The organism is Ruegeria sp. YKSF070 (assembly GCF_059612725.1).
In genome coordinates, this window is record NZ_JBXWRD010000066.1 from 1 (window position 1) to 21,176 (window position 21,176).

General features: G+C 59.8%; 28 protein-coding genes and 1 pseudogene. 17 read left to right on the forward strand and 12 right to left on the reverse strand.

The features are described 5' to 3' along the window. Positions 1-127 precede the first annotated feature (127 nt). The 6 genes from AC2FL1_RS21100 to AC2FL1_RS21125 form a co-directional block, all read right to left on the reverse strand. A complete protein-coding gene (locus AC2FL1_RS21100; protein ID WP_268888901.1) occupies positions 128-253 on the reverse strand; it encodes a hypothetical protein in 126 nt (41 codons plus the stop codon). A gap of 395 nt (positions 254-648) precedes the next feature. Continuing rightward, positions 649-1,959 carry a Na+/H+ antiporter NhaA gene (gene nhaA, locus AC2FL1_RS21105; protein WP_496878220.1) on the reverse strand — a complete coding sequence of 437 codons (1,311 nt, stop codon included), beginning with the start codon at positions 1,957-1,959 and terminating at the stop codon, positions 649-651. Between the two features lie 270 nt (positions 1,960-2,229). Then, positions 2,230-2,364 (reverse strand): hypothetical protein, encoded by a 135-nt coding sequence (locus AC2FL1_RS21110; RefSeq protein WP_264464704.1) that lies wholly within the window; start codon positions 2,362-2,364, stop codon positions 2,230-2,232. Positions 2,365-2,470: 106 nt separating this feature from the next. Next, positions 2,471-4,108, reverse strand: a complete 1,638-nt coding sequence (gene groL, locus AC2FL1_RS21115; protein ID WP_496878221.1) for a chaperonin GroEL — start codon at positions 4,106-4,108, stop codon at positions 2,471-2,473. A gap of 44 nt (positions 4,109-4,152) precedes the next feature. Next, positions 4,153-4,440, reverse strand: a complete 288-nt coding sequence (locus tag AC2FL1_RS21120; RefSeq protein WP_057821634.1) for a co-chaperone GroES — start codon at positions 4,438-4,440, stop codon at positions 4,153-4,155. Positions 4,441-4,573: 133 nt separating this feature from the next. Further along, positions 4,574-4,810 carry a hypothetical protein gene (locus AC2FL1_RS21125; RefSeq protein ID WP_057821636.1) on the reverse strand — a complete coding sequence of 79 codons (237 nt, stop codon included), beginning with the start codon at positions 4,808-4,810 and terminating at the stop codon, positions 4,574-4,576. Between the two features lie 150 nt (positions 4,811-4,960). Here AC2FL1_RS21125 and AC2FL1_RS21130 point away from each other — a divergent pair, with 150 nt between their 5' ends. Next, a complete protein-coding gene (locus tag AC2FL1_RS21130) occupies positions 4,961-5,698 on the forward strand; it encodes a Crp/Fnr family transcriptional regulator (RefSeq protein ID WP_057821638.1) in 738 nt (245 codons plus the stop codon). Positions 5,699-5,756: 58 nt separating this feature from the next. Here the strand turns inward: AC2FL1_RS21130 and AC2FL1_RS21135 are convergent, their stop codons facing one another. From AC2FL1_RS21135 to AC2FL1_RS21145, 3 genes are all read right to left on the reverse strand, one after another. Then, entirely contained in the window at positions 5,757-5,945 is a 189-nt protein-coding gene (locus AC2FL1_RS21135) for a hypothetical protein (protein ID WP_057821640.1), read from the reverse strand. A gap of 211 nt (positions 5,946-6,156) precedes the next feature. After that, positions 6,157-6,570 (reverse strand): hypothetical protein, encoded by a 414-nt coding sequence (locus AC2FL1_RS21140; protein ID WP_234983221.1) that lies wholly within the window; start codon positions 6,568-6,570, stop codon positions 6,157-6,159. After that, positions 6,567-6,992: a hypothetical protein gene (locus AC2FL1_RS21145; protein WP_057821644.1), complete on the reverse strand. Its 426-nt coding sequence runs from the start codon at positions 6,990-6,992 to the stop codon at positions 6,567-6,569. The genes AC2FL1_RS21140 and AC2FL1_RS21145 overlap by 4 nt, the downstream gene beginning before the upstream one ends. 273 nt (positions 6,993-7,265) lie before the next feature. Here AC2FL1_RS21145 and AC2FL1_RS21150 point away from each other — a divergent pair, with 273 nt between their 5' ends. The 10 genes from AC2FL1_RS21150 to AC2FL1_RS21195 all read left to right on the forward strand — a co-directional run bounded on the left by AC2FL1_RS21150 (position 7,266) and on the right by AC2FL1_RS21195 (position 15,116). Continuing rightward, a complete protein-coding gene (locus AC2FL1_RS21150) occupies positions 7,266-7,580 on the forward strand; it encodes a hypothetical protein (RefSeq protein WP_057821646.1) in 315 nt (104 codons plus the stop codon). Further along, complete coding sequence (locus AC2FL1_RS21155) at positions 7,577-7,921, forward strand: hypothetical protein (protein ID WP_073038017.1); 345 nt, start codon at positions 7,577-7,579, stop codon at positions 7,919-7,921. The genes AC2FL1_RS21150 and AC2FL1_RS21155 overlap by 4 nt, the downstream gene beginning before the upstream one ends. A 107-nt stretch (positions 7,922-8,028) precedes the next feature. Further along, positions 8,029-9,096, forward strand: a complete 1,068-nt coding sequence (gene hflK / locus AC2FL1_RS21160) for an FtsH protease activity modulator HflK (RefSeq protein ID WP_496878222.1) — start codon at positions 8,029-8,031, stop codon at positions 9,094-9,096. After that, a complete protein-coding gene (hflC, locus tag AC2FL1_RS21165; RefSeq protein WP_108641810.1) occupies positions 9,093-10,181 on the forward strand; it encodes a protease modulator HflC in 1,089 nt (362 codons plus the stop codon). Before hflK ends, hflC begins: the two co-directional genes overlap by 4 nt. Positions 10,182-10,451: 270 nt before the next feature. Next, a complete protein-coding gene (locus AC2FL1_RS21170) occupies positions 10,452-10,931 on the forward strand; it encodes a hypothetical protein (RefSeq protein WP_496878223.1) in 480 nt (159 codons plus the stop codon). Next, complete coding sequence (locus AC2FL1_RS21175; RefSeq protein ID WP_496878224.1) at positions 10,928-11,932, forward strand: hypothetical protein; 1,005 nt, start codon at positions 10,928-10,930, stop codon at positions 11,930-11,932. The genes AC2FL1_RS21170 and AC2FL1_RS21175 overlap by 4 nt, the downstream gene beginning before the upstream one ends. A 34-nt stretch (positions 11,933-11,966) precedes the next feature. Further along, positions 11,967-12,773 carry a transglutaminase-like domain-containing protein gene (locus tag AC2FL1_RS21180; RefSeq protein WP_057821670.1) on the forward strand — a complete coding sequence of 269 codons (807 nt, stop codon included), beginning with the start codon at positions 11,967-11,969 and terminating at the stop codon, positions 12,771-12,773. Between the two features lie 351 nt (positions 12,774-13,124). After that, the gene (locus tag AC2FL1_RS21185) at positions 13,125-13,631 is read left to right on the forward strand and encodes a hypothetical protein (protein WP_496878225.1); all 507 of its coding nucleotides are present in this window, start codon (positions 13,125-13,127) and stop codon (positions 13,629-13,631) included. 70 nt (positions 13,632-13,701) lie between these two features. Then, positions 13,702-14,010, forward strand: coding sequence for a hypothetical protein (locus tag AC2FL1_RS21190; RefSeq protein ID WP_143100574.1), 309 nt, complete (start codon positions 13,702-13,704; stop codon positions 14,008-14,010). Positions 14,011-14,231: 221 nt separating this feature from the next. Next, positions 14,232-15,116: a transglutaminase family protein gene (locus AC2FL1_RS21195; RefSeq protein ID WP_496878226.1), complete on the forward strand. Its 885-nt coding sequence runs from the start codon at positions 14,232-14,234 to the stop codon at positions 15,114-15,116. A gap of 220 nt (positions 15,117-15,336) precedes the next feature. Here the strand turns inward: AC2FL1_RS21195 and AC2FL1_RS21200 are convergent, their stop codons facing one another. Then, the gene (locus AC2FL1_RS21200; protein WP_288959733.1) at positions 15,337-16,179 is read right to left on the reverse strand and encodes a hypothetical protein; all 843 of its coding nucleotides are present in this window, start codon (positions 16,177-16,179) and stop codon (positions 15,337-15,339) included. A 236-nt stretch (positions 16,180-16,415) separates the two neighbouring features. Further along, positions 16,416-17,012 (reverse strand): hypothetical protein, encoded by a 597-nt coding sequence (locus AC2FL1_RS21205; RefSeq protein ID WP_496878230.1) that lies wholly within the window; start codon positions 17,010-17,012, stop codon positions 16,416-16,418. 281 nt (positions 17,013-17,293) lie between these two features. Here AC2FL1_RS21205 and AC2FL1_RS21210 point away from each other — a divergent pair, with 281 nt between their 5' ends. Continuing rightward, positions 17,294-18,538: a Fic family protein gene (locus AC2FL1_RS21210; RefSeq protein ID WP_496878227.1), complete on the forward strand. Its 1,245-nt coding sequence runs from the start codon at positions 17,294-17,296 to the stop codon at positions 18,536-18,538. A 48-nt stretch (positions 18,539-18,586) separates the two neighbouring features. On the opposite strand, the gene AC2FL1_RS21215 is transcribed toward AC2FL1_RS21210, so the two are convergent. Continuing rightward, the gene (locus AC2FL1_RS21215; RefSeq protein WP_496878228.1) at positions 18,587-18,841 is read right to left on the reverse strand and encodes a hypothetical protein; all 255 of its coding nucleotides are present in this window, start codon (positions 18,839-18,841) and stop codon (positions 18,587-18,589) included. Positions 18,842-19,059: 218 nt separating this feature from the next. On the opposite strand from AC2FL1_RS21215, the gene AC2FL1_RS21220 reads away from it, so the two are divergent. The 5 genes and pseudogenes from AC2FL1_RS21220 to AC2FL1_RS21240 all read left to right on the forward strand — a co-directional run. Next, complete coding sequence (locus tag AC2FL1_RS21220; RefSeq protein ID WP_496878229.1) at positions 19,060-19,386, forward strand: hypothetical protein; 327 nt, start codon at positions 19,060-19,062, stop codon at positions 19,384-19,386. After that, positions 19,343-20,026 (forward strand): lytic transglycosylase domain-containing protein, encoded by a 684-nt coding sequence (locus AC2FL1_RS21225; RefSeq protein ID WP_028095511.1) that lies wholly within the window; start codon positions 19,343-19,345, stop codon positions 20,024-20,026. Before AC2FL1_RS21220 ends, AC2FL1_RS21225 begins: the two co-directional genes overlap by 44 nt. Continuing rightward, positions 20,023-20,313, forward strand: a complete 291-nt coding sequence (locus tag AC2FL1_RS21230) for a TrbC/VirB2 family protein (RefSeq protein ID WP_054540759.1) — start codon at positions 20,023-20,025, stop codon at positions 20,311-20,313. The genes AC2FL1_RS21225 and AC2FL1_RS21230 overlap by 4 nt, the downstream gene beginning before the upstream one ends. A 9-nt stretch (positions 20,314-20,322) precedes the next feature. Continuing rightward, positions 20,323-20,601 carry a VirB3 family type IV secretion system protein gene (locus AC2FL1_RS21235; RefSeq protein WP_009574151.1) on the forward strand — a complete coding sequence of 93 codons (279 nt, stop codon included), beginning with the start codon at positions 20,323-20,325 and terminating at the stop codon, positions 20,599-20,601. After that, positions 20,591-21,176: pseudogene (locus AC2FL1_RS21240) on the forward strand (VirB4 family type IV secretion/conjugal transfer ATPase); the annotation flags it as partial. The gene AC2FL1_RS21235 and the pseudogene AC2FL1_RS21240, both read left to right, overlap by 11 nt.

A 21,176-nucleotide genomic window follows, 5' to 3' on the forward strand; every position in this document is an offset into this window, starting at 1 on the left:
GTCGATTTCGGTCAGAACGCCGAAACCCTGATCCGCCAGCGCCTTGCGAGCGCGAGAGTCAATGTCGTCGATACCTGCGCCGGAGATCACGCGATTGATCGTGTAGGTCATTGCGAAGTCCTTTTTCCTATTTCCGAAGATATTTGATCAGCGCCGCTATGGCCAAAACCACCAGCACAAGGATCAACAGGCCGAACAGCCAGCCAAACCCCATTCCGAAACCCATTCCGAAGCCCATGTCGTTCCAATTCATCTTCTCGTCCTCCTAGGTTGCACCCCTAAGGGTCGCCTAATAAACAGGCCTCACTACTGCATGCGCAGTATAGCATAGGATCGGTGTCTGGACGGCGGGGCGCCCTTTCCGGCTTCCGCCTATTGTCGAAGAAGTTTGATCGGTGCCTCTATGGCCAAGATCACCAGTACGAGGATCAGCAGGGCGCAGAGCCAGCCAAGGCCCATACCGGTTCCCGTGCCGTTCCAATTCGTGTTCCCTTCCTTGCAGGCAGTTGCTGCACGTTGCGCTGCGTCGTCGGCTGTTGCAGCAACATTGGGCAGCAAAGCATCTCAGAACTGATCGGCGTCGAAATCGACGATGGACAGTAAGGGTACATGAACGAGGTCGCGCAGCGCATCGGCTAAGTATTTTCGTCACCTCATTCGCAATATGAGCCAAATCAGAAGCGAGATGCCGAGTATCGCCGAGAGCGCCGATCCGCCGAGAATACCCAACTTTGCCGCATTCAGGACGGAACTGTCGAATGCGAGGCCTGCGATGAACAACGACATCGTGAAACCGATCCCCGTCAGAAAAGAGCCGGCCAGAATGAAGGGCCACGACAAGCCCGGCGCGAGTTGCGCCAGGCCGGATCGTACGGCAAACCAGCTGAACCCGAGGACGCCGATCGGTTTTCCCAACACGAGGCCGACAATGATCGCCAGCGAGACCGGTTGTACGAAATCGGCACCCTGAATCGTGATGCCGGCATTTGCCAGTGCGAAGATCGGCATGATTGCAAAGCCGACCCAGGGGTGCAGCATCATCTCGAGCCGTTCGACTGGTGAGAGCGACTCAGTGACCGCTCTGCCGGCTTGACGCAGGTCGCGGTGGCTTGCGGCATCTCCTTGTCGACGTTCGCCGGTCGGAACGGCGAGTACGCGCCCAAGGATCTCACGCAGGCGGGCATCGCTCACCCATATGCGCGTTGGCGTCATCAGGCCCAGAATGACGCCTGCAATAGTCGCGTGGACGCCGGAAGCGTCGAAGCATAACCAGACTGCCGCCCCCAGAAGGAAATATACCGGTACGCTTCTGATCCCGAGGCGCGACGCGCCTGCGACGATACCAATCCCCAGAAAGCCCAATCCGAGAGCCGACCAGTTCAACGCCTCACCGTAACCGAAGGCGACCACGAGGATAGCACCGACGTCGTCAAAGATGGCCAGAGACAGCAGGAACAATCGCAAGGTGGGCGGGATCCGGCTTCCGAAGAGCGCCAGGCACCCGATCACGAAGGCCGTATCGGTTGCCATCACGGTTCCCCAGCCATGTATGCCGGGCTGGCCGGACATCAGCGCAAGATACAGAGAGACCGGCACGACCATGCCACCCAAGGCGCCTGCGAACGGCAGGGCGGCCTGTCGAGGGTTCCGCAATTCGCCCAGCACCAACTCGCGCTTGAGTTCCAGAGAAAGCACGAAGAAGAAAAGGGTCATCAGACCGTCGTTGATCCAGTGCCGCAGAGAGCGGGTGAAATCCAACGAGCCGAATGTGAGGCCGATGGGGGTCTCCCAGAAACGAAGAAAGCCTTCTTGCCACGGTGAGTTGGCCAGCCCCAAAGCCAGCAGAACAGCCAGGAGCAGGAGTCCACCAGCTGCCGCTTCGATCTTCAGGAAGCGTGCGAATGGTTTCGTTATACTGTCGGCGGCCTCGTGGGGCAGGCCTTGATGAGTATCGATCACGGGAGAAGCATACCTTTTGGGGTCGACAGAGTCTTTGTCATCGCAAAGCGGATGCGTTGACCGCGAGAAGCAGTTGCCGGCGCCTCAGCCGCGTCGCGTACGGCTCAGGCGGCAAGCGTCCGGGCCTCCGCGAATGAAAGAAATCTCCAGTGCTTCTCGTCTCAGAGGTGCAGCCTTGCGCAGCGGAAGCTCTGCCAAAGTGTTATGCGCGTCGTGTCCCGCCGCCATCAGGCTCCGTATTCAGTGATAGCCAATCATTTGGCCCTCTACCTATTTCTTCTTGTGCTCGCCTAGATTGGTCAAGGTTTTGCCCTTCGTGAAGTCGGCTGTTGCAACGACCTTTTCCTTCACCTTCTTAGGCTTCTTCGCTTCACGGTTGCCACGTCGTTTGTCACCTTTGGTCATTTGAGTTTCTCCTAGTTCTGGATTTGCTTAACGAATTGATCCGTGTTCAAGTCCTTCAAGAATTTGGTTTCGCGTCCTGAGGCTCGTGACCAAGGGACGCAGATCTTCACATCATTCCGCCCATTCCACCCATATCGGACATTTCGTTACCGGCGCCGCCCTCCTTGGGTTTTTGCGCGACCATCGCCTCGGTCGTGATCAATAGCCCGGCAATGGACGCGGCGTTTTCGAGTGCGATCCGAACGACTTTCGTCGGGTCGATAACGCCGGCCTTCAGCATGTCGACGTACTCCTCGGCTTGCGCGTCGAAACCGAAGCTCCGGCTGTCGTTCTCGATGACCTTGCCAACAACGACCGATCCGTCGACCCCGGCATTTTCGGCAATCTGGCGCAGCGGTGCCTGGATCGCGCGCCGGACGATCTTGATGCCGGCATCCTGATCGCCGTTCTCGCCCTTCAGCGATGCCAGAACCTTGCCGGCATGAACCAGGGCCACGCCGCCGCCGGGCACGACACCTTCCTGAACTGCGGCACGGGTGGCATTGAGCGCATCGTCGATGCGGTCCTTGCGCTCCTTCACCTCGATCTCGGTTGCCCCGCCGACCCGGATAACGGCGATGCCGCCGGCAAGCTTGGCCAGCCGTTCCTGCAGCTTCTCCTTGTCGTAGTCCGAGGTGGTGTTCTCGATCTGCGCCCGGATCTGCGTCACGCGCGCCGCGATCGCGCCTTTGTCGCCGGCACCGTCAATGATGGTCGTGTCATCCTTGGTGATCGTGACTTTTCTGGCGGACCCGAGCATGTCCATGGTGACATTCTCCAGCTTGGTGCCCATTTCCACGGAAATCACCTGACCGCCCGTCAGCACGGCGATGTCTTCCATCATCGCCTTGCGGCGATCCCCGAAGCCTGGTGCTTTGACGGCCGCCACCTTCAATCCGCCGCGCAGCTTGTTGACGACCAGCGTCGCCAGCGCCTCGCCCTCGATATCCTCGGCCACGATCAGCAGTTGCTTCTCGGCCTGAATCACAGCCTCCAGCAACGGCACCATGGATATGAGAGAGGTCAGCTTCTTCTCGTGAAGCAGGACGACGCAGTCATCCAGCTCGACGACCATTTTCTGAGCATTCGTGACGAAATAAGGGCTCAGATAGCCGCGGTCGAACTGCATGCCCTCGACCACTTCGGTTTCAGTCTCCAACCCCTTGTTTTCCTCGACGGTGATCACGCCTTCCTTGCCGACCTTGGCCATCGCGTCGGCAATCTGCCGACCGATCTCGGCTTCACCATTGGCCGAGATGGCCCCGACCTTGGCGATCTCTTCGCTGTCGCCGACCGGTCTGGACATGGTCTTGATCTCGGCCACGACCGCAGCGACGGCTTTGTCGATCCCGCGCTTGAGATCCATCGGGTTCATGCCGGCCGCAACCGACTTCATGCCTTCCCGGACAATCGCATGGGCGAGTACGGTTGCCGTGGTGGTTCCGTCGCCAGCCTCGTCGTTCGTGCGCTGCGCGACCTCTTTGACCATCTGGGCGCCCATATTCTCGAAATGGTCCGACAGCTCGATCCCCTTGGCGACGGTCACACCGTCCTTGGTGATGCGCGGCGCACCCCAGGATTTATCGAGAATGACGTTTCGGCCCTTGGGGCCGAGGGTGATCTTTACGGCGTTGGCCAACGTGTCGATGCCTTTAAGCATGCGATCGCGGGCGTCGGTACTGAATCGAACTTCCTTTGCGGGCATGATGTGAATTCCTGAGACTGAGGTTGATGTGAAAGGTTTCGGACTCAGGCGATCACGCCGAGAATGTCGCTCTCCTTCATGATCAGAAGGTCTTCGCCATCGAGTTTGATCTCTAAGCCGGACCATTTTCCGAACAGGATCCGGTCGCCGGCTTTGACGTCCATCGGGATACGCTCGTCGTCCTCGCGCCTTCCCCCCGCACCAACGGAGACAACTTCGCCTTCTTGAGGCTTCTCCTTGGCAGTATCGGGAATGATGAGGCCGCCCTTGGTCGTCTCGTCGCCTTCAATGCGGCGAACGAGCACCCGGTCGTGGAGGGGAGTGAATGACATCGACGTGCTCCTTGTCGCGGATTGTCGGGCGTAAGTACCTTGTTCGAATGCCCGGCTTGGATGCGCGCAAGGCGGCGACAACCTGGTGGGGCTATTCTTCGAGATTGCGGATCAAGACCGCCGCGGTATTGCATCACGAGCGTCGAACCGAGTTTCCGCCAGCGATGATCGCGTTGATCAATTCGGCGACGGCCCGGTGGCTTTCTATTTCGAGTTCGGTGCCAACGGCATTCTCATGGGTCGCCGCGGCGTCGCGAAGAACCCCCACAATCTCGTGCTCCGACAGCAATCCGAGATCGTTCATGGCAAGCAGGAGCGCTTCGCAGATTGACAGGGCGGCCCGACCTGCATGTTCGCTCGCGGTGGACATCCGGGTTTCCTTCCTTGATATCGTGAACCCTCGGGAATGTGAGGTTCAAATACATCCGTACTTCTCGCAGGAAGTGCTCTATGCTGGACTGATCCAGAGCAGTGTCCGAGTCGATTTCCGCTCTTGGGTCGCGACACGCCAGGAGCCTCCATGGCATCAGCAGAACACAGCCCTTTGACCCGCAAGCTCTCGGCCTTCGTCGCTCTGTCGGAGGTCGAACTGGCCGTGCTTGAGCGACTGCACCAGCGTCGCCGCTCCTTCGTCGCGGGACGTGATATGGTGCATCAGGGCCAATCGGCCCAGGCCGCATACATTCTGTCGTCGGGTTGGGTCTGCTCCTACAAGCTGCAGGCCGACGGGACCCGGCAGATCGTCGATTTCCAGGTGCCGGGGGATTTTCTGGGACTGCGCAGCGTCCTGTTGCGCACGTCGGATCACAGCTTCGAACCTATCGTGGACATCGAGGCCGCCGAAGTGCTGGCGAGCGATCTTCTCGGTACCTTCGCACGGACGCCGCGTCTTGCGACGGCCATCCTCTGGGCGGCGTCGCGTGACGAGGCGATGGTCGTGGAGCATCTCGTCGGGATCGGTCGACGTGATGCGGACGCCCGCATGGCGCATTTCTTGCTGGAACTGAAATCGAGGCTTGCGCTGGTCGGCATAGGCAGCAAGGAAGGGTTCGATTGCCCGCTCACGCAGTATCACCTCGCCGATACGCTGGGGTTGAGCGCGGTCCATGTGAACCGCGTCCTACGGCAGCTTCGCGAGAGTGGTTTGGTGACCTTTCGGGACGGCCGCGTGACGTTTCACGACTATGGCGGGCTGGTGGAACTTGCCGAGTTCGATCCGGCATATCTGGATCAGACCGCCGGGCCGCTCCTGAAATGAGAGGGCCGCCCTCTCTTGCTCGGCAGGCGGCCCCGGTGATCACATCAGACGCCGGAGGTTAAGCGAGGGCGTGTTTCGCCGCATCGAGTTCCTTGTTGGTCTCGGCGTCGTTTTTCGCCGTGTGGGCCTTCTCGGCTGCCTGGTAGTGCTTCAGCGCCGCGTCTTTCTTCGGGCCGGAGGGCGCCTTGTCCCACGCGGCCTTCACGGACTTCATCTTCTCGGCAGTCTTGTTCTGTTCGGGAGTCATTGGAATTGTCCTTTCCTGGACGCTCCGAGAATAAGAAGCGTGTCGACATGCCGTCCTTTGGAGATCGACACGCCCACACGCTTCTCGGGTACTCGGAAAAATGCACCACCGAATGTTCGGCGGCACGTCTCACCTAAACGGAGTCGGCGCCCCGCCGCACTGACGCAGGTTAGCCCCGACGCCTGCGGCAGGTCGGTTGCCCATGCGCTTCTCAATTCACTGCAGTTTGCTGGTGGGAAATCCGCAGCCATCTGTCGTCATCGTTGAGGTAGGTTGAGGCACAGAGGGCCTTGTAGATCGGCACATCGGGTTTCTCTGCCGAGACGCGATAGGTGAGAATTGCGATATCACGACACCGCGTGACGCGCCGTTCGGCCATGACAACGGTGCGCCAGCCTGTCCTTTCCCGAAGATGGGTCCAGATCTGGTCGCCCTGGAGGATGCCGGGCGGATAGGGGAACACCATGACGGCGTTGGTCGCTGTCGTTGCCCGCGCGTTCTCGGCGCCACTGGTCCAGAAGTGCTCCTCCATGTCCCAGAGTATGCCCTGTTCGTGTGGAGAAAGCGTACCAGACTTGTGCGCAGCATGTGCCGGTCTCCTCTCGGTCGCGGTTGATACGGTCATTCGCCTGACCCCGACCCGCCAACCATGAACGTCTGAAATAGCACAAAGATGATCGCGAGCACCGCCCAGATCGCTCCGCTTGTTCCCGGGCGGCCATCGGCCACCGTCGAGGCAGCGCGCTGCAGGGCACCTGATGTCGGTCCTTCGGGAAGCAGCTGGCTCAGGTCTCGTGCGATCCTGCCGTAATCGCTGGCGAGCGCAGGAACGTCCCGAAATCCGGAAAGCAGCGTCCCCAATCGTGCCCGCGCGCCGTCGCGCCCCAGCATGACCAGTTCAGCGGTTTCTTTCCATGGATCGAGGCCAAGCCGCGCGAGCGTGGAGAGGACCGTCACGATATATCCGTTTCGGTCCTCGCCGACCGATGCATAGAGAAATCGCTCGAACTCGGGTGGGTGCGGGTTGAGTACATTGGGGTCGGCCATTGTATTTCCATTCCTTGGTTGCAGGAACGCAGATCGCCCCTGTTTGCCAAAGGATACGCGCGGGTCGGTCTCCCCGCCCTTACACAGGTCAGTGCGCGCGACTGCACCCCGGGAAGGTCGCAGCAGGTTCGGTGCCAGGGACTAACATGCGTCAGCGCCAGTCGGACGATCCCGATGTACAAGACACTAAAGCGTTCGACTGGTCAGGCCGGGTCTCCAAGGTGCCCTCGACAGTGATGAGCGACGAATCTGCCAACATCGCGGAGATCAGAGATGACCATGCGGTCGACCAAATCGACGGTGACGTTTTCGAACCCTTTCACCTTGCCGGGATACCCGGGCGATTTGCCTGCGGGCGACTACGAAATTCTTGTCGAAGAAGAGCTTCTCCAGGGGCTCAGCTTTGAGGCGTATCGCCGGACGGCGACCTACCTGACGGTGCGCGGAAGGGGCGGTCATGCGGGACGTACAGAATTACGGGCGATTTCCGACAGCGACCTGAAAGCGGCGCTGAGCCGGGATGCAACCACAAGCGAAACGAACAATCACAGCGAGGCGGCGCTTTTCCCGCAGGAGGACTTGAAATGAATACTCCCGAATGGCTCAAACCTGGCATCTATGGTGCCGTGATCGGTGCTGTCTTTGTCGGCGTCGTCGGATTTACATGGGGTGGCTGGGTGACCGGCGGCACTTCGAATGACCGGGCGGTGGCGATGTCCCGTAACGATGTCGTCGCCTCAATGGTACCGGTCTGCCTCGACATGGCGCGGTCAGACCCGGCTCGGGTGGACAAGCTTGCAACGATCCGGGCAGCCTCAACCTACCAGAGGCGCGACGCTCTCATGACAGCCGGCTGGGCGACGATGCCAGGAACCGATGCCCCAGACCGAGACATTGCGCAAGCCTGCCTGAAGGAACTGGAACTCTGAGGTCATGCTGTTCAGAGCCGACGATGTGATGGCGCAAAACGGTTCGCACCGTCAAACGCGCGAGCCAGGCATCGCCCCGAGTGCCAAAACTGAGATAGGAGCTTGCGATGCCATCTGATGACAATGGACCGGAACATCGCGGACCTTGGAAAAACAAGCAGACCCGCGTTCCCCCTGAGGTTGACGCAATTCTCAGGAGGGGCCGGGATCGGCTGCACGGCATCCTGCCGGACGGTCTGCCACCGGTGAAGCGTCTTGCAATCGGGGCCGCCATTGCGCTTGCGGCGTTTGGGGCGTGGTCCTCATATTACACGGTGCCGAGCGACTCTGTTGCGATTGTCCAACGGTTCGGGAAGTACGCGGCCGAGGTCCCTCCGGGGCTGCACTTCAAGATCCCGTTCGGGATCGACGTGACCACGTTGGTCCCGGTCAAGCGCCAGTTGAAACAAGAGTTCGGGTTCACGACTCCGGGTGCCTCCGATCCCTATCAGAGCCCGACGGACGGTCGCCGCGAGACCGAGATGGTGACTGGCGATCTCAACGCCGCGCTCGTGGAGTGGGTGGTGCAGTACCGGATTTCCGAACCCCGGAAGTTCTTGTTTGAAGTGCGCGAGCCGAGCGCGACCCTGCGTTACGTCTCGGAGTCCGTCATGCGTGAAGTCGTGGGAGACCGCACAGTCGACGAGGTGATCACCGTCGGGCGCCAGGAAATCGAAAGCGAAGCCCTGCTGAAGATGCAGGCGCTCGCGACCAAATACGCGATGGGCATCAGCATCGATCAGGTGCAGCTGAAGAATATCAATCCGCCCCAACCCGTTCAGGCCTCGTTCAACGAGGTCAATCAGGCGCAGCAAGAAAAAGAGCGGATCATCAACGAGGCCCGCCGTGAATACAACCGCGTCATACCTTTAGCCGAAGGCGAAAAGGACCAACGGATCCGCGAAGCCGATGGTTATCGCTTGAGGAGGATCAATGAAGCCGAGGGCGATGCGGCACGCTTCACGGCGCTCCTGACGGAATACCGTCTGGCGCCCGAAGTTACCCGGCGCCGGATCTACATCGAAACCCTTCAGGATGTTCTGCCGGGAATTGGTTCCAAGATCATTGTCGACGGGTCCACGGCAAGCATCCTCCCGCTTTTGAACCTTGATCGACAGACAGGAGAGCAACGATGAAGACCCTTTCGCTCATTGCCTCGGGAATCGCGGTTGCCGGGGTCGTCGCTGCGTCATCCGCCGTCTACACGGTCGGCGAGGTCGAACAGGCCATCATCACCCAGTTCGGCAAGCCGGTCGGCGCGCCGATCACCGAGGCTGGTCTCAAGATAAAACTCCCCTTCGTTCAGGAGGTTAACCGGATCGACAGCCGGGTTCTGGAGTGGGACGGCTCGCCATCGGACATGCCCACCAAGGACAAGCTCTATATCTCGGTCGATCTCTTTGCGCGCTGGAAGATCACCGATCCTCTGCAGTACTTTTTGCGCCTGCGCGACGAACGCAGCGCCCAGTCGCGCCTCGATGATATCCTCGGCAGCGAGACGCGGAATGCTGTCGCCAAGCACGAACTTATCGAGATTGTGCGCACGACCAGGGGCCGGACGCCGCTTCGGGACACGCTTCTGACTGATCAGGAGCTTGCGCAGGACATTGGCGCACTGGTTCCTATCACGAAGGGGCGGGCGCTGGTCGAGCAGCAGATCTTCGAGGCGGCGGCGGAGAAGGTGCGCGTCTTCGGGATTGAGCTTCTCGACATTCGTTTCAAGCGCATAAACTACAATGAGAGCGTACGACCCAAGATCTATGACCGCATGATCTCGGAGCGCCGACAGATTGCCGAAAGATTCCTGTCCGAAGGCAACGGTGAAGCGGCCCGTATTCAAGGCAACAGGGTGCGGGATCTGAACAAGATCCAGTCCGAAGCCTATCGCGCCGTCGAGGAAATCCGCGGTGCCGCCGATGCCGCAGCAGCAGCAATCTATGCGGGCGCCTACAATGTTGATGCCGTTTCGGTCGAATTCTACGATTTCACCCGAACAATGCAGGCCTACGGCGACATGATTTCCGACGACACGACGCTTGTCCTGACGACGGACAGCGATCTGTTCCAGTTCCTGCGTGGCATGCAGGGCGAGGCAGACCCGATCCGCGATCCAGGCAGCGTTCCAAGCGACGGTGGCGTGGCGTCAATCGGCAGGGCCCGACCAGCGCAAGACCCCGCGACGCCAATCGTGACACAGACGGAGGTCGAAGCAGGCCGATAGGTTCATGGTGGAGGGTTTCAAGCATGAATAGAGGGTATCAAGCGGGAAGCACGTCAATGACACCGGGACCACCGAGGTCGGTTTCTTTCCGCTTCTGAGCAAGACACACCCACTTAATTTCCGTGCCCCTAACCTGCGTCAGCGCACGATTTGCGCTTGGCTGGTAGGTGGATGGCAAGAGATGGATCGCGATGAGGCGAGGGCCTGCCTGCCCCCACTCGAGGACACGACATCCAACGTCGCACCGCGCAGCGAGGAGGACAATACGCTATGACATCAGTCAAACATCTAACCAGGACAGCCGCAGAGACCACCGATCTCGAACGGCGTGTACTCGCCCATGAAAAGGTGCTTCAAGCCCTGATCGCTTTCATGGCCCGCACCGAGCCGCGATTTATTGATCATCTGAGAGAACGGTTCGTCGAGCCGATGCGCATGGCGCGGCATGAACATGACTACCGCGAAACCGATGATTATGCGGAAGAATTCATTCGCGCCGTGATGCTCCTCGTAGACGTGCGCGCGCCGAAAGCGAAGGAGCCGGACGTGACCGACGAGCAACCCGGCTTGCCGAAAGGCCAGGAACGACTGGGCCCTTTTCAGGAGCGACCTGCTCGTCACGATCGGGTTCAGGTACTCGAAAGAAACGGGATCTGGGAGGTGAAGGTCGATGGCAAATTTCGCGGTGACTACCACCAGAAGGAACATGCCCTTGCGGCTGCGGCTTTAATAAAGTTGTCCCAAAAATGACCAACCGCGCCCGCCTTACAGTTCCGCAAGACTTCCCGATTCAGGCGGCAGAAAACGAGGGCATGCCACCAAGACCCGATTTCGAGGATACGCAACCGCGCTTCACCCGCCCCGGGAGCCAAACTGAAACACACTGCCTGGGTTCTTTGAAGGAAAAAACGGCGACTGGCAAAGCTTGGCCTGCAAGGGAAAAGCCGATCAGACAGGACAAGAAGAAAAACAACAATTCGCTAGCACGACTGATCTCTAGGCTGGCTGTCGTGGCCGGTATCATTGCGTCTGTGGCCTTCCCAGTCTTTGCTCAAGACGGCACTGGACCGATGCCAGACAACGCAGAGGCGCGGAACTATGGTGGGGGCTGGGACTGCGATCTCGGTTTTCGGGTGGACGGTGCCGAATGCTTGGCTCTCGACATCCCCGACAACGCCTATGCTACCGGGCGGACATATGGTTCAGGCTGGGCGTGTCGCCGCGGGTACGAAGAAATTAGTGGTGCGTCCTGCGAGGCGATCCCCATCCCCGAGAATGCCTATTTGCGATCAACGGGATACGACTGGCAGTGCGATCGCGGATATCGGCAGGATCGTGAGACATGCGTGCCAATCGTCCTTCCGGAACATGGATACCTCACGGAAGACACGTCGGGGTCCGGGTGGGTATGCGACCGCGGTTTCACACCGTCGGCGAGCGCCTGCATTCCGATTGCAGTTCCCGAGAACGGCTACCTCACAAATTCGGACTATGGTGCCGAATGGGCCTGCGAAAGGGGCTTTTTCGAGATCGATGGCCGCTGTGATCCCGTGGCACTTCCGGCAAACGCCTTTCTGGATCAAGAGTCCTACGGTCCGGGATGGCGGTGCGAACGGGGTTTCGAGGCGGTGGACAACGCCTGTGTGGCGATCGACCTGCCCGCAAATGCCCATCTCGATCGATCCGGAAACCGCTGGCGTTGCGACCGGAGCTTTCAACTTTCTGACGGGGCGTGCGTTCTTGGACGATAATGCCCCCAGTTCGCGCCCGGCCGAGACGGCTGGCATGCGGTTGCGGATAGGCTGTCGCCTGCGTTACCAGCTGACCCAGCCGACGCCGCTCATTGCAATGCTGAATGTGCACTATTCGCGGTTCGGCGATCTGGAGCGTGCAGACTATCTCGTGACGCAACCGAGCGTGCCGCTGGAAAGCTATCGCGACGGCTTCGGCAATTGGTGCACGCGGATGGTGGCGCCGGCGGGAGACTTCACCCTGTCCACCGACGGGATCTTTCGCGACACCGGATTGCCCGATCCGTCAGCGACCGAGGCCGCGCAGCACGCCGTTCAGGACCTGCCCTTCGAAACCTTGGTCTACCTTCTCGGCAGTCGTTACTGCGACACCGATCTTCTTTCGGAAGAGGCATGGCGGCGCTTCGAGAATACCCCGCCTGGCTGGGCACGCGTTCAGGCGATCTGCGATTTCGTGCACAGGCATGTCCGCTTCGATTACATGCAGGCGAGCGCGACCAGAACCGCGTCCGAAACGCTGGCCGGTCGGCAGGGCGTCTGCCGGGATTTCTCCCATCTCGCCATCGCCTTCTGCCGCTGCATGAACATCCCGGCGCGTTACTGCACCGGCTATTTGAGCGAATTCGGTCAACCGGAGCCTCACGCCCCCGACGATTTCGCAGCCTGGATGGAGGTCTTTCTGGGTGGCCGCTGGTGGGTCTTCGATCCAAGAAACAACAGCCCGCGCATGGGAAGGATCCTGATCGCGCGCGGTCGGGACGCCGCCGATGTGCCTCTGACCCAGACATTCGGGCCGAATACGCTGACGCAATTCAACGTCTGGACAGATGAGTTGACCTGACCTTGGTTTCTTTTGCGACGGGACATCGTAAGTCCGTTCGCCAGTCCCCATATACATAATACCGACGCCAAGCGTTCCGGTCCGACATGGACGGGGAGTTGCCGTCGGTCAATCAAAGGATCGATGACATGTCTTTCAAGGACCTGACTGCCCGGGCTGCGGCTGCAATGAATCCGAAGCCTGAGGAGATAGCTAAGACTCCTGCCAAGGAGAACGAGTCCAAGCCTGCCGGCAAGGACATACCAGCGAAATCCAAGACATCTTGAGACGTCCACGGGCCACGCATCTTATACTCAAATGGGGCGCGGACCACCCACAGCAACAAAAGAAACAAGCGAAAGGACAGCGCCAATGGAAGATCTGACGAGCAAGACTATCGCGGTTTTCTCCCGACCGTTCACCGTTCCAGGCTTTGCTGAAACGCTTCCGGCGGGCGAGTACGAGATTGAAACGGAACTGGCGTCTCCCCCGGATCAAGTGGACCCCGAAGCTTGGAAAGCCTCCGTCTTGGTGAAGCTTCATCCCCGGACATCGCATCCTGGACTGGAGAGAATCCTGACTGTTTCCCTTGCCGACCTCGACCACGCACGCGCGAGGGACAAGCTGACCGGTAATGCCTTGACGGATTTCTTCCTCGAGGAGATGCTTGCCGACCCGATGATCCGTCTCGTTATGCAGGCGGACGGCGTCTCCGAGGCGCATTTGCGACATCTTTACTCCAGGCCCGGCTTGCCGGAGGCGGACAATAGGCAGGCAGGGCAAGTTGGCCCCTCCAAGCCGAAGGGGGTACGAAATGGGACGGATGCAGGTATTTCCGGCCCACTCTCTGGAAGTTCTCGTCCCGGCATAGGAGAATGACGCCGTTGTTGGACAGATGCTTCCCGATCCAACCGAGTGCGTTGTTCGAATGGATCGAAGGGGCTCGGTTTTGACCGATCACCCGATCAATCTCGACGGTCACAGATCCGCTGCCGACCAGCGCGAAACAGAGATGCGTCGGCGCCCTGCGAACAGCCAGCCACCCTCTACGCTCTCGTCGCAACTTGGCCTCGGAAGTCTCGAAGATCAGATGCTGGCAGAGCCTGCGCGGACATGGGTCGAAGTCATGGAGAAATGGCGCTTTCTTCTTGTTCGCTACGCATCGACCCCCGAGGCTGGAGATGAACGCCTTCAGAAACTAATCAAACGGGCCCTTGGCGACATGGAACGACTGAGGAAACGCGAGGAGCGGAAATGACGATCAAGTTCGCGGACGAGGAACTCGAGATTCCGAGGGCAGCGGCCGACGTTGCCGCCGAGCGCTTCTGTTTGAAGTGCAGGTCGCGCTTCTGGAGCGAGGGGTTCGTTGAGCGCATATGTTCGCGTTGCAAGGGGTCTGCCGTTTGGCGCGCGGCTATTTCCGAGGGTAGCGGACATGGGCGCCGACGTTCCGGCGGTCGTTTGTCGTAGGTCTCACCGATGCCATCGATCACCCTCACGCACACAACCTGCTATCGGTATCGCATCGCTGTTTCACTCGGCCCGCATCGGTTGATGTTGCGTCCGCGGGAAACCCGGGATCTCAGTCTGACGTCTTTCGACCTGAAGATCAGTCCCGAGGCCCGCATCGACTGGTCAAACGACGTTGCCGGCAATGCGATCGCGACGGCTCAGTTCGACGAGATGACGGAGTCGCTTTCGATCCGGTCGCGCGCGTGGGTGGACCTGAGCGCGCCTGTCTGGCCGGTTTTCCCGATCGCTGCCGACGCTGCCTCCTACCCATTTGTTTATTCCAGCGACGACCGGACCGACCTCGGCTCGCTGGCGACGCCGCAATACGCGGACGCCGCGGGGCGGTTGTCCGCGTGGGTTGAAAGTTATGTCATGTCACGGCCAACAGACACGCTGTCACTGCTGAAGGACATCAGCAACGGCATCACGGCCAGCATTTCCTATCAGAGCCGCGAAACCGAGGGAACGCAAGGACCGCTGGAGACCCTCGACAGGGGATGGGGATCCTGCCGGGACTTCGCCGTGCTGTTCGCCGAGGCCGCCCGGACACTAGGCTTCGGGGCCAGGCTTGTATCAGGATATCTGTTCAATCCCTCGGGGGACCGGGTCGGAACAGTGGGAAGCGGTTCCACACACGCCTGGGTCGAGGTGTTCGTTCCCGGAGCGGGTTGGATCCCGTTTGATCCCACCAACAGGTCGGTCGGCTCCACCAATCTCGTACCCGTCGCCGTCGCGAGAAGGATGGAGCAGGTTGCTCCAGTAACGGGCAGTTTCCACGGCAGACCCAGCGACGTGTTGTCGATGGAAGTATCCGTGGATCTTGAAGATGCCGGGGCGCGCGCTCCTGGATGACGAGACGAAAGAAGGGATTTTCTTTCGATGCTGGCAACAGCCCTCAGGATTGATGGCCTGAAGGATTGGACTGATTTGCTCTACGTTTCTGCTGGTTAGCAGATTTGGCTTAGCAAACCGTGTGCAGATGTCGATACAGCAAGCGACGTAACATAAACTTCACTATCGGATATTGAAGCTGTAGCGGGGTTTTCCCGGCTCCAAAGCTTGGCAACTGAACCTACCTGGATATTTCCCCTGCCAACACCGCTCTTCCGTGCACCGCCAAAGTTGCTGAAAACCTCTGGCACCCAAACTTGCGGATCACATCGAGTACCCGCGCTTCGTAGGCAGCGTGTCCGATCAAGCGACACAAGTCGGACGCGTGGAACTGGCGGTTCGCAGTTGGTGCGGCTTGCATCTGTCTCAGCAATTCGCGCTCTTTGGGATCCGTTATTGGTCTCGCGGGCGGCTTGACCGCGGGACGAGTTGGAGTTCCCCACGAATTTCGCCATCGGCGCATGAAGCCAAGCAGGAAGCCGGCCGGCACCCTGCCGTTGCCTCGGGACCGGTTGAAGGCGAGGAAGCGATCCCAGATGACCTGGGTGTCGATGTTCCAGCAGGGCAACGTGGCCTTCGCTGCTTTGATGAGCTCTGCCCAACTGGTCTGAAAAACGTTCGAACTCGCGGTGATATCGATCAGCCCTGAGAAGATAGTTTTGTTATTATTATCTCTAGATAGTGATGTGTCGCCTTCACCTGACACGAGATCATGGGTTTCACTCTCCTCGTCGAAAGCGGAAAACCGAAAGATCCAGGGCGCGAACTTGCCATTCGGCTTCGCCCGCTCGAGCTGCAACTCCGAAGCCTCAAGTTCGTTCAGAAGAACCGCAAGATACTGCCGTGAGACACCCATCTTCTCCGCCAGGGCCGAGAGGGTGAAGGCTGCCGTTCCGCGCGACAAACCGTTGTAGCCATCCTTCCAGGCGATGGCGTCGAGGATGAGGGTGGCAAGCTTGTGCGCTGCAACAGAGAGATTTGTCTGCGTAATCCGTCGCAGGATCAAGCCGGTCGTAGGTTCCATGGTCGAGGTCTCCTTGGAGATCCGACGCCATGTCGTGAGACAACAACATTCTTGCCAGCAAAACAACTTTGCTGGTTGCAGGTGTTTTAGCGGTGCGCTAGGAAACTCTTGTTCACGGAGTTTTCTAGCACGGCGTCAGGCTTCACGGTCTGGCGTCGTCTCCTTTTCAGGGGTTTTGCACAGCCTCCCGTGCGGGGTTGAGATGACGCGCGCGGCAAAACCGCGCGCAGATTTTGTCAGTAGCGAACTTCTTCAGAACCATAGTTCCCGGCGTGGTCACGCCAGTCGACGAAGACGGAACGGTAAAAGTAGCTGCCACATCCATTCGGGATGCTCAGGCCGGATGCGGCTGGCACCTGGCCCACGGTGGATCTTGTCCATCGGTAGTCACCCTGCACGCCGTAGGACCCAAATCGCGTCGAGTCGCTGCGATTGCAGTCGCCATCTCGGTTTTCGTGCTGGCGGTACTGGATGTGATACACGCGGATGCTTCGAACGAAGTCAAAGGCGTCGCCTGAGATGTCGATGTCTGCTTGTTCATCCGCCTGGACGCGGACAAGGGGGATTGGAGTCGATTCCTGCGGTTCGGGCGGATCGCGGAACGTGATGTCATAAAGGCGTTCCATGGGTGACATCGGGTTGGGATCGTTGAACGACACACCCATCGGACACCGCCAGATTTGCAAGGGCGGCTCGATCGGCCATGGCGTGATCCGCCGAATGAAGACCGCTCTAGCATGCGCGCAGTGTGCGGAGGCAGGCCAGCCCCCCGCAAGGCAGAGGAGGATTGCACAGTCCACCTGATAGGCCTGAGCCGGAGCGGACGAGGCCATTAGTCCGGATATGCTTATTGCCGTGGCTGTGGCCACGCCGTGGATCACGTGCTTCATGATGCCGACTCCATCTATAATGGTGCAGCGATACGAAACAACATTAATGATAGCAAGGAGATTTGATTGATGGTTGCGCGCAAGTCATGCCTTTGTCGCTCATCATATTCTCGAGCCTAGCAGCGGGCCGCGGAGGATTTGCGGCCAAAGAACCGGCCAAATTGGCGGACGGGATGCCACTTTATGAGTCGGCAACCTCATGATAGTCTGTGGTTTTAGGAGAGATGATTCATGGCCACCAAAGCGGCCAGAAAGCAGGACAAGTGACGACCCCGGACGATGGAGAAACGGTAGGACTTTTCGAGCCTCTCATAGTTTCTGAAGGCGCTCCCGCGCGCGCAAGTCTAAACGATCTCGCGCTCGAGCTGGCAGAAAAGTCTGCCGCGTTCCGGAGCGGGTTGCCTTCTTCCGTCTCGGAGGCGTTGGCAGATCTCGTGCGGGCGATGAACTGCTACTACAGTAACCTCATCGAAGGGCACGACACCCATCCCATCGACATCGAACGCGCGATGCAGGGCGACTACAGCGCCGACCCCAAGAAGCGGAACCTTCAGCTCGAAGCCAAAGCACATGTGGCGGTCCAGAAATGGATCGACGAGGACGGCATGGCGGAACAGCCAACCGCGCCCGCGTCCATTATCGAGCTGCATCGCCGCTTCTGCGAGCTGCTGCCGCCTGAGCTTCTCTTCGTCGAAAACCCGAAGACGGGCGAAAAAATACCTGTTGTGCCCGGCGAGTTGCGGACGCGCTACGTTGAAGTCGGGCGGCACGTTGCCATCAGCCCTGGCGCGGTGCCGCGATTTCTCGAACGTATGCACAAGGCTTACAACCTCCAAGGCAGGATCGAACCAATCCTAGCTGCGGCTTGCGCGCATCACCGGCTTCTCTGGGTGCACCCTTTCCTCGACGGGAACGGGCGTGTTGCCCGCCTCATGTCTTACGCCATGCTGCGCAGAACGCTCGATACACGCGGCCTCTGGTCTGTGGCGCGCGGGCTTGCACGTGAAGAGGCCGCCTACAAGGAGCACCTGGCATCCTGCGACGGTCCTCGCCGTGGAGATCGCGACGGGCGTGGGACGCTCAGCGAAGCCGCGCTTGCTTCCTTCACCGGCTTCTTCCTGCGCACCTGCATTGACCAGGTAGAGTTCATGGAAAGTCTTATGCGGCCTGATCGGCTGCGTGACCGTATCCTGATCTGGGCCGAAGAAGAAATCCGCGCCGGGGCGTTGCCTCCAAAATCCGATACCGTGCTGAAAGCCGTCCTCTATCAGGGACAGATTGAACGTGGAGAGGTCGAGTCCATCCTTGGCACGAGTGATCGCACCGCGCGGCGGGTGACATCTGCGCTACTTGAAGCGGGGGCTTTGTCATCGACCTCGACCCGCGCGCCGCTCAAGCTGGCGTTCCCTGCCAAGTATGCAGGTCGCTGGATGCCCGGGCTGTTTCCCGAAAAAGACACACGAAGTTAGGCACAATGCGGTGATAGTTGACGGTCTCAAAGAAATGGCCGAGCACCTCTATTCGACAGCATTCAGGAACCTGGCGTAGTCATCACTGACCTCCCTCGCCTCAACAAAGGCGCGAGCGCGCTCGGCGTCGAGACAACGGAAGTAGTCCTGTACATCGGCAATGTAGGTCTCGAAATCGCTTCTGATCAGATCGGCGTAGGCACGCATGTCTTCTTGCGACTGAGGCAAGAACGGTCGTTCGGGAGGTACGCAATCTGCTGCCGCGGCTATCGGCATGCTTCCAAGCAGGAACGCGAACAGCAACGGTGCGTTGCGCGCAATAAACAAGCGCAGGGCAAAACTCCTTTGCCGCCTTTAAGATTATCATTCTGTCGGCTATCACCGTTATCGGAGCAAGGCGAACTCCGTCAACACGTTATTATTGTCTTGCTATCATTAATGTTGTTTTGTATCGCTCACGGTGTTGCGACCCCGTGGGCCTGATACTGCACCCAGGCAGAACAAGGACCCAAGGGAAGGCCATGATAGAAGAAGCCCCGAATGTGGTTACAGAAGACGGACTGCGCGGCTTGCTCGCCGAGGGCTACCTCATTGAGGTGGTCTGCAAGGAGAGAGCAGAGAAGCGCCATAACAGCTGGTACGGCTCGTGGGTCATCCGCGCCGTCGCCACTGATGGGCGTGACGATAAGATGCTCGTCACCAGCCGAAGCGTCCTCAAGCTCCGCGACTTCAAAACCATCGTTGGCCTTGTCAGTTTCCTGGCCGACATGGGCTGTTCGACCGCTAGCATCCCACTTGAAGAAGGTGGCCGCGAGCGCCACGCCGCGCCTCCGGTCAAAGGCAGCTGACCGCGCGACTGCGCTCGTCGTTGCTTTGGGTACAGGCGTTTGTTCCGCGCCCCCGGCCCTGGCCGACGGTTTCATCTTTTCGGTTGGCCCAGACGGCCAATTGATTTCCTCTTCTCAAGAGACAAACGGGCGCCTTTTTCTCTTCGCAGAACCTCGCGTACCTGACGCAACGAGCGAGACAGCGATCCCGGCTCGATCCGCCGCCCGCGCCACCCCAGAAATCCTCCATGCGATCGAGACCACGGCTCTGCGGTATGCCGGGCATGGTGCGCTGCGTCGCGCAGGGCTTTCAGTCACTGATTGGGCGCTCCTTTACCGGGCCAATATCGAAGTCGAGAGCGCATACAATCCGGCTGCACGTAGCCCTGTCGGTGCCATAGGCCTTGGCCAGCTTATGCCGGATACCGCCCGCGATCTCGGTGTGGACCCACATGACATTGCGCAGAACCTCGACGGATCAGCCCGCTACTTGCTGATGATGCTCGACCAGTTCGGCGAGGGCTCTCTGGCCCTTGCGGCGTACAACGCTGGCCCTGAGGCGGTCACACGCCACGGCGGCATCCCCCCCTTTCGAGAAACCCAAGGGCATGTGGCCCGTGTGACTGCCGTGTTTGAGCGGCTCAGAGGAGATCTTTCATGACATCGAGACCTTCGATCGTCGCGCTCGGCGCGATGGCCCTTATCGTGCTGGCGGGTCCAGCGCTTGCACAGAGCATCGACCTCTCGCCGGTACAGACCCTGCTTCAAGGCATTGTCGATGCGATCACCGGTCCCTTGGGGATCGTGATTGGCACGCTCGCACTGATCGGGGTGTTCCTCTCCTGGCTCTTTGGCATCCTCGACTTTCGTCAGGCGCTTTGGGTCGTGGTTGCAATCGCGGGCATCGCCGCAGCACCCACCATCGTCGCCGCCATCTGGACCACCTGAGCTCCATCCATGGCTGACCAGTCCCGCGTGTTCATCGGTCTTCTCAGGCCACCCAAGCTGATGGGCTTGCCGATCATGTACGCAATGGTCTGGCTCTTCGGCTCGACGCTTCTGTTCCTCTGGGTACAGAGCTGGGTGGTGGCTGTGTTCGCGGGGCTGGCCTGGCCGGCGCTCTGGAAGGCCGCGGACTGGGATCCGAACTTCCTCGATGTCCTGGTGATCACCCTGCAGGAAACCCCGCCCACGACAAACCGCAAGCTCCACGGAGGCGACAGCTATGCCCCGTGATGAAATTGCCGATGAGGTTGAGAACGCCATCGATCCGCTGACCGCGCTACCCGCATGGGTCAAGGGCGAGAAGCGGCTCTCAATGATGCTGCCTTATGTGAGCCTCGTGAACGACCGAACGATCCGGACACGCGGCAACGAACTGATGCAGTGCATCCGCCTCGAAGGGGTGAACAGCACCACGAGCGAGGACGGGCATCTCGACCGGATCGGAGGGTTGCTGGCTGGCATCGTCGCGCAGGTGGGGACGGAGTTCTCCTTCTACCTGCACAAGGTGTCGAAAGCGGTCGATGTGACCCTGCCGCCCGTTCCGGGCGAAGGGTTTGCGGCTGCCGTCGACGAACGATGGTACGCGCATCTCGGCCGCGCGGGTTTGCGCGACAAGACGCTGACTCTGACCGTGATGAAGCGCCCCGAGGCGAGCAGCCGTCTGCCCTTCGGTCTGGGGGCGTCTCGCTCGCGACATGCGGCCGACACCACCCGCCGCATGCGCAAGCTCGACGAGGTTGTGGGGTTTCTGCTGTCGTCCTTCGATGAGCTGAAGCCCCGCCTGCTGGCTGCAAGCACCGGAGAGC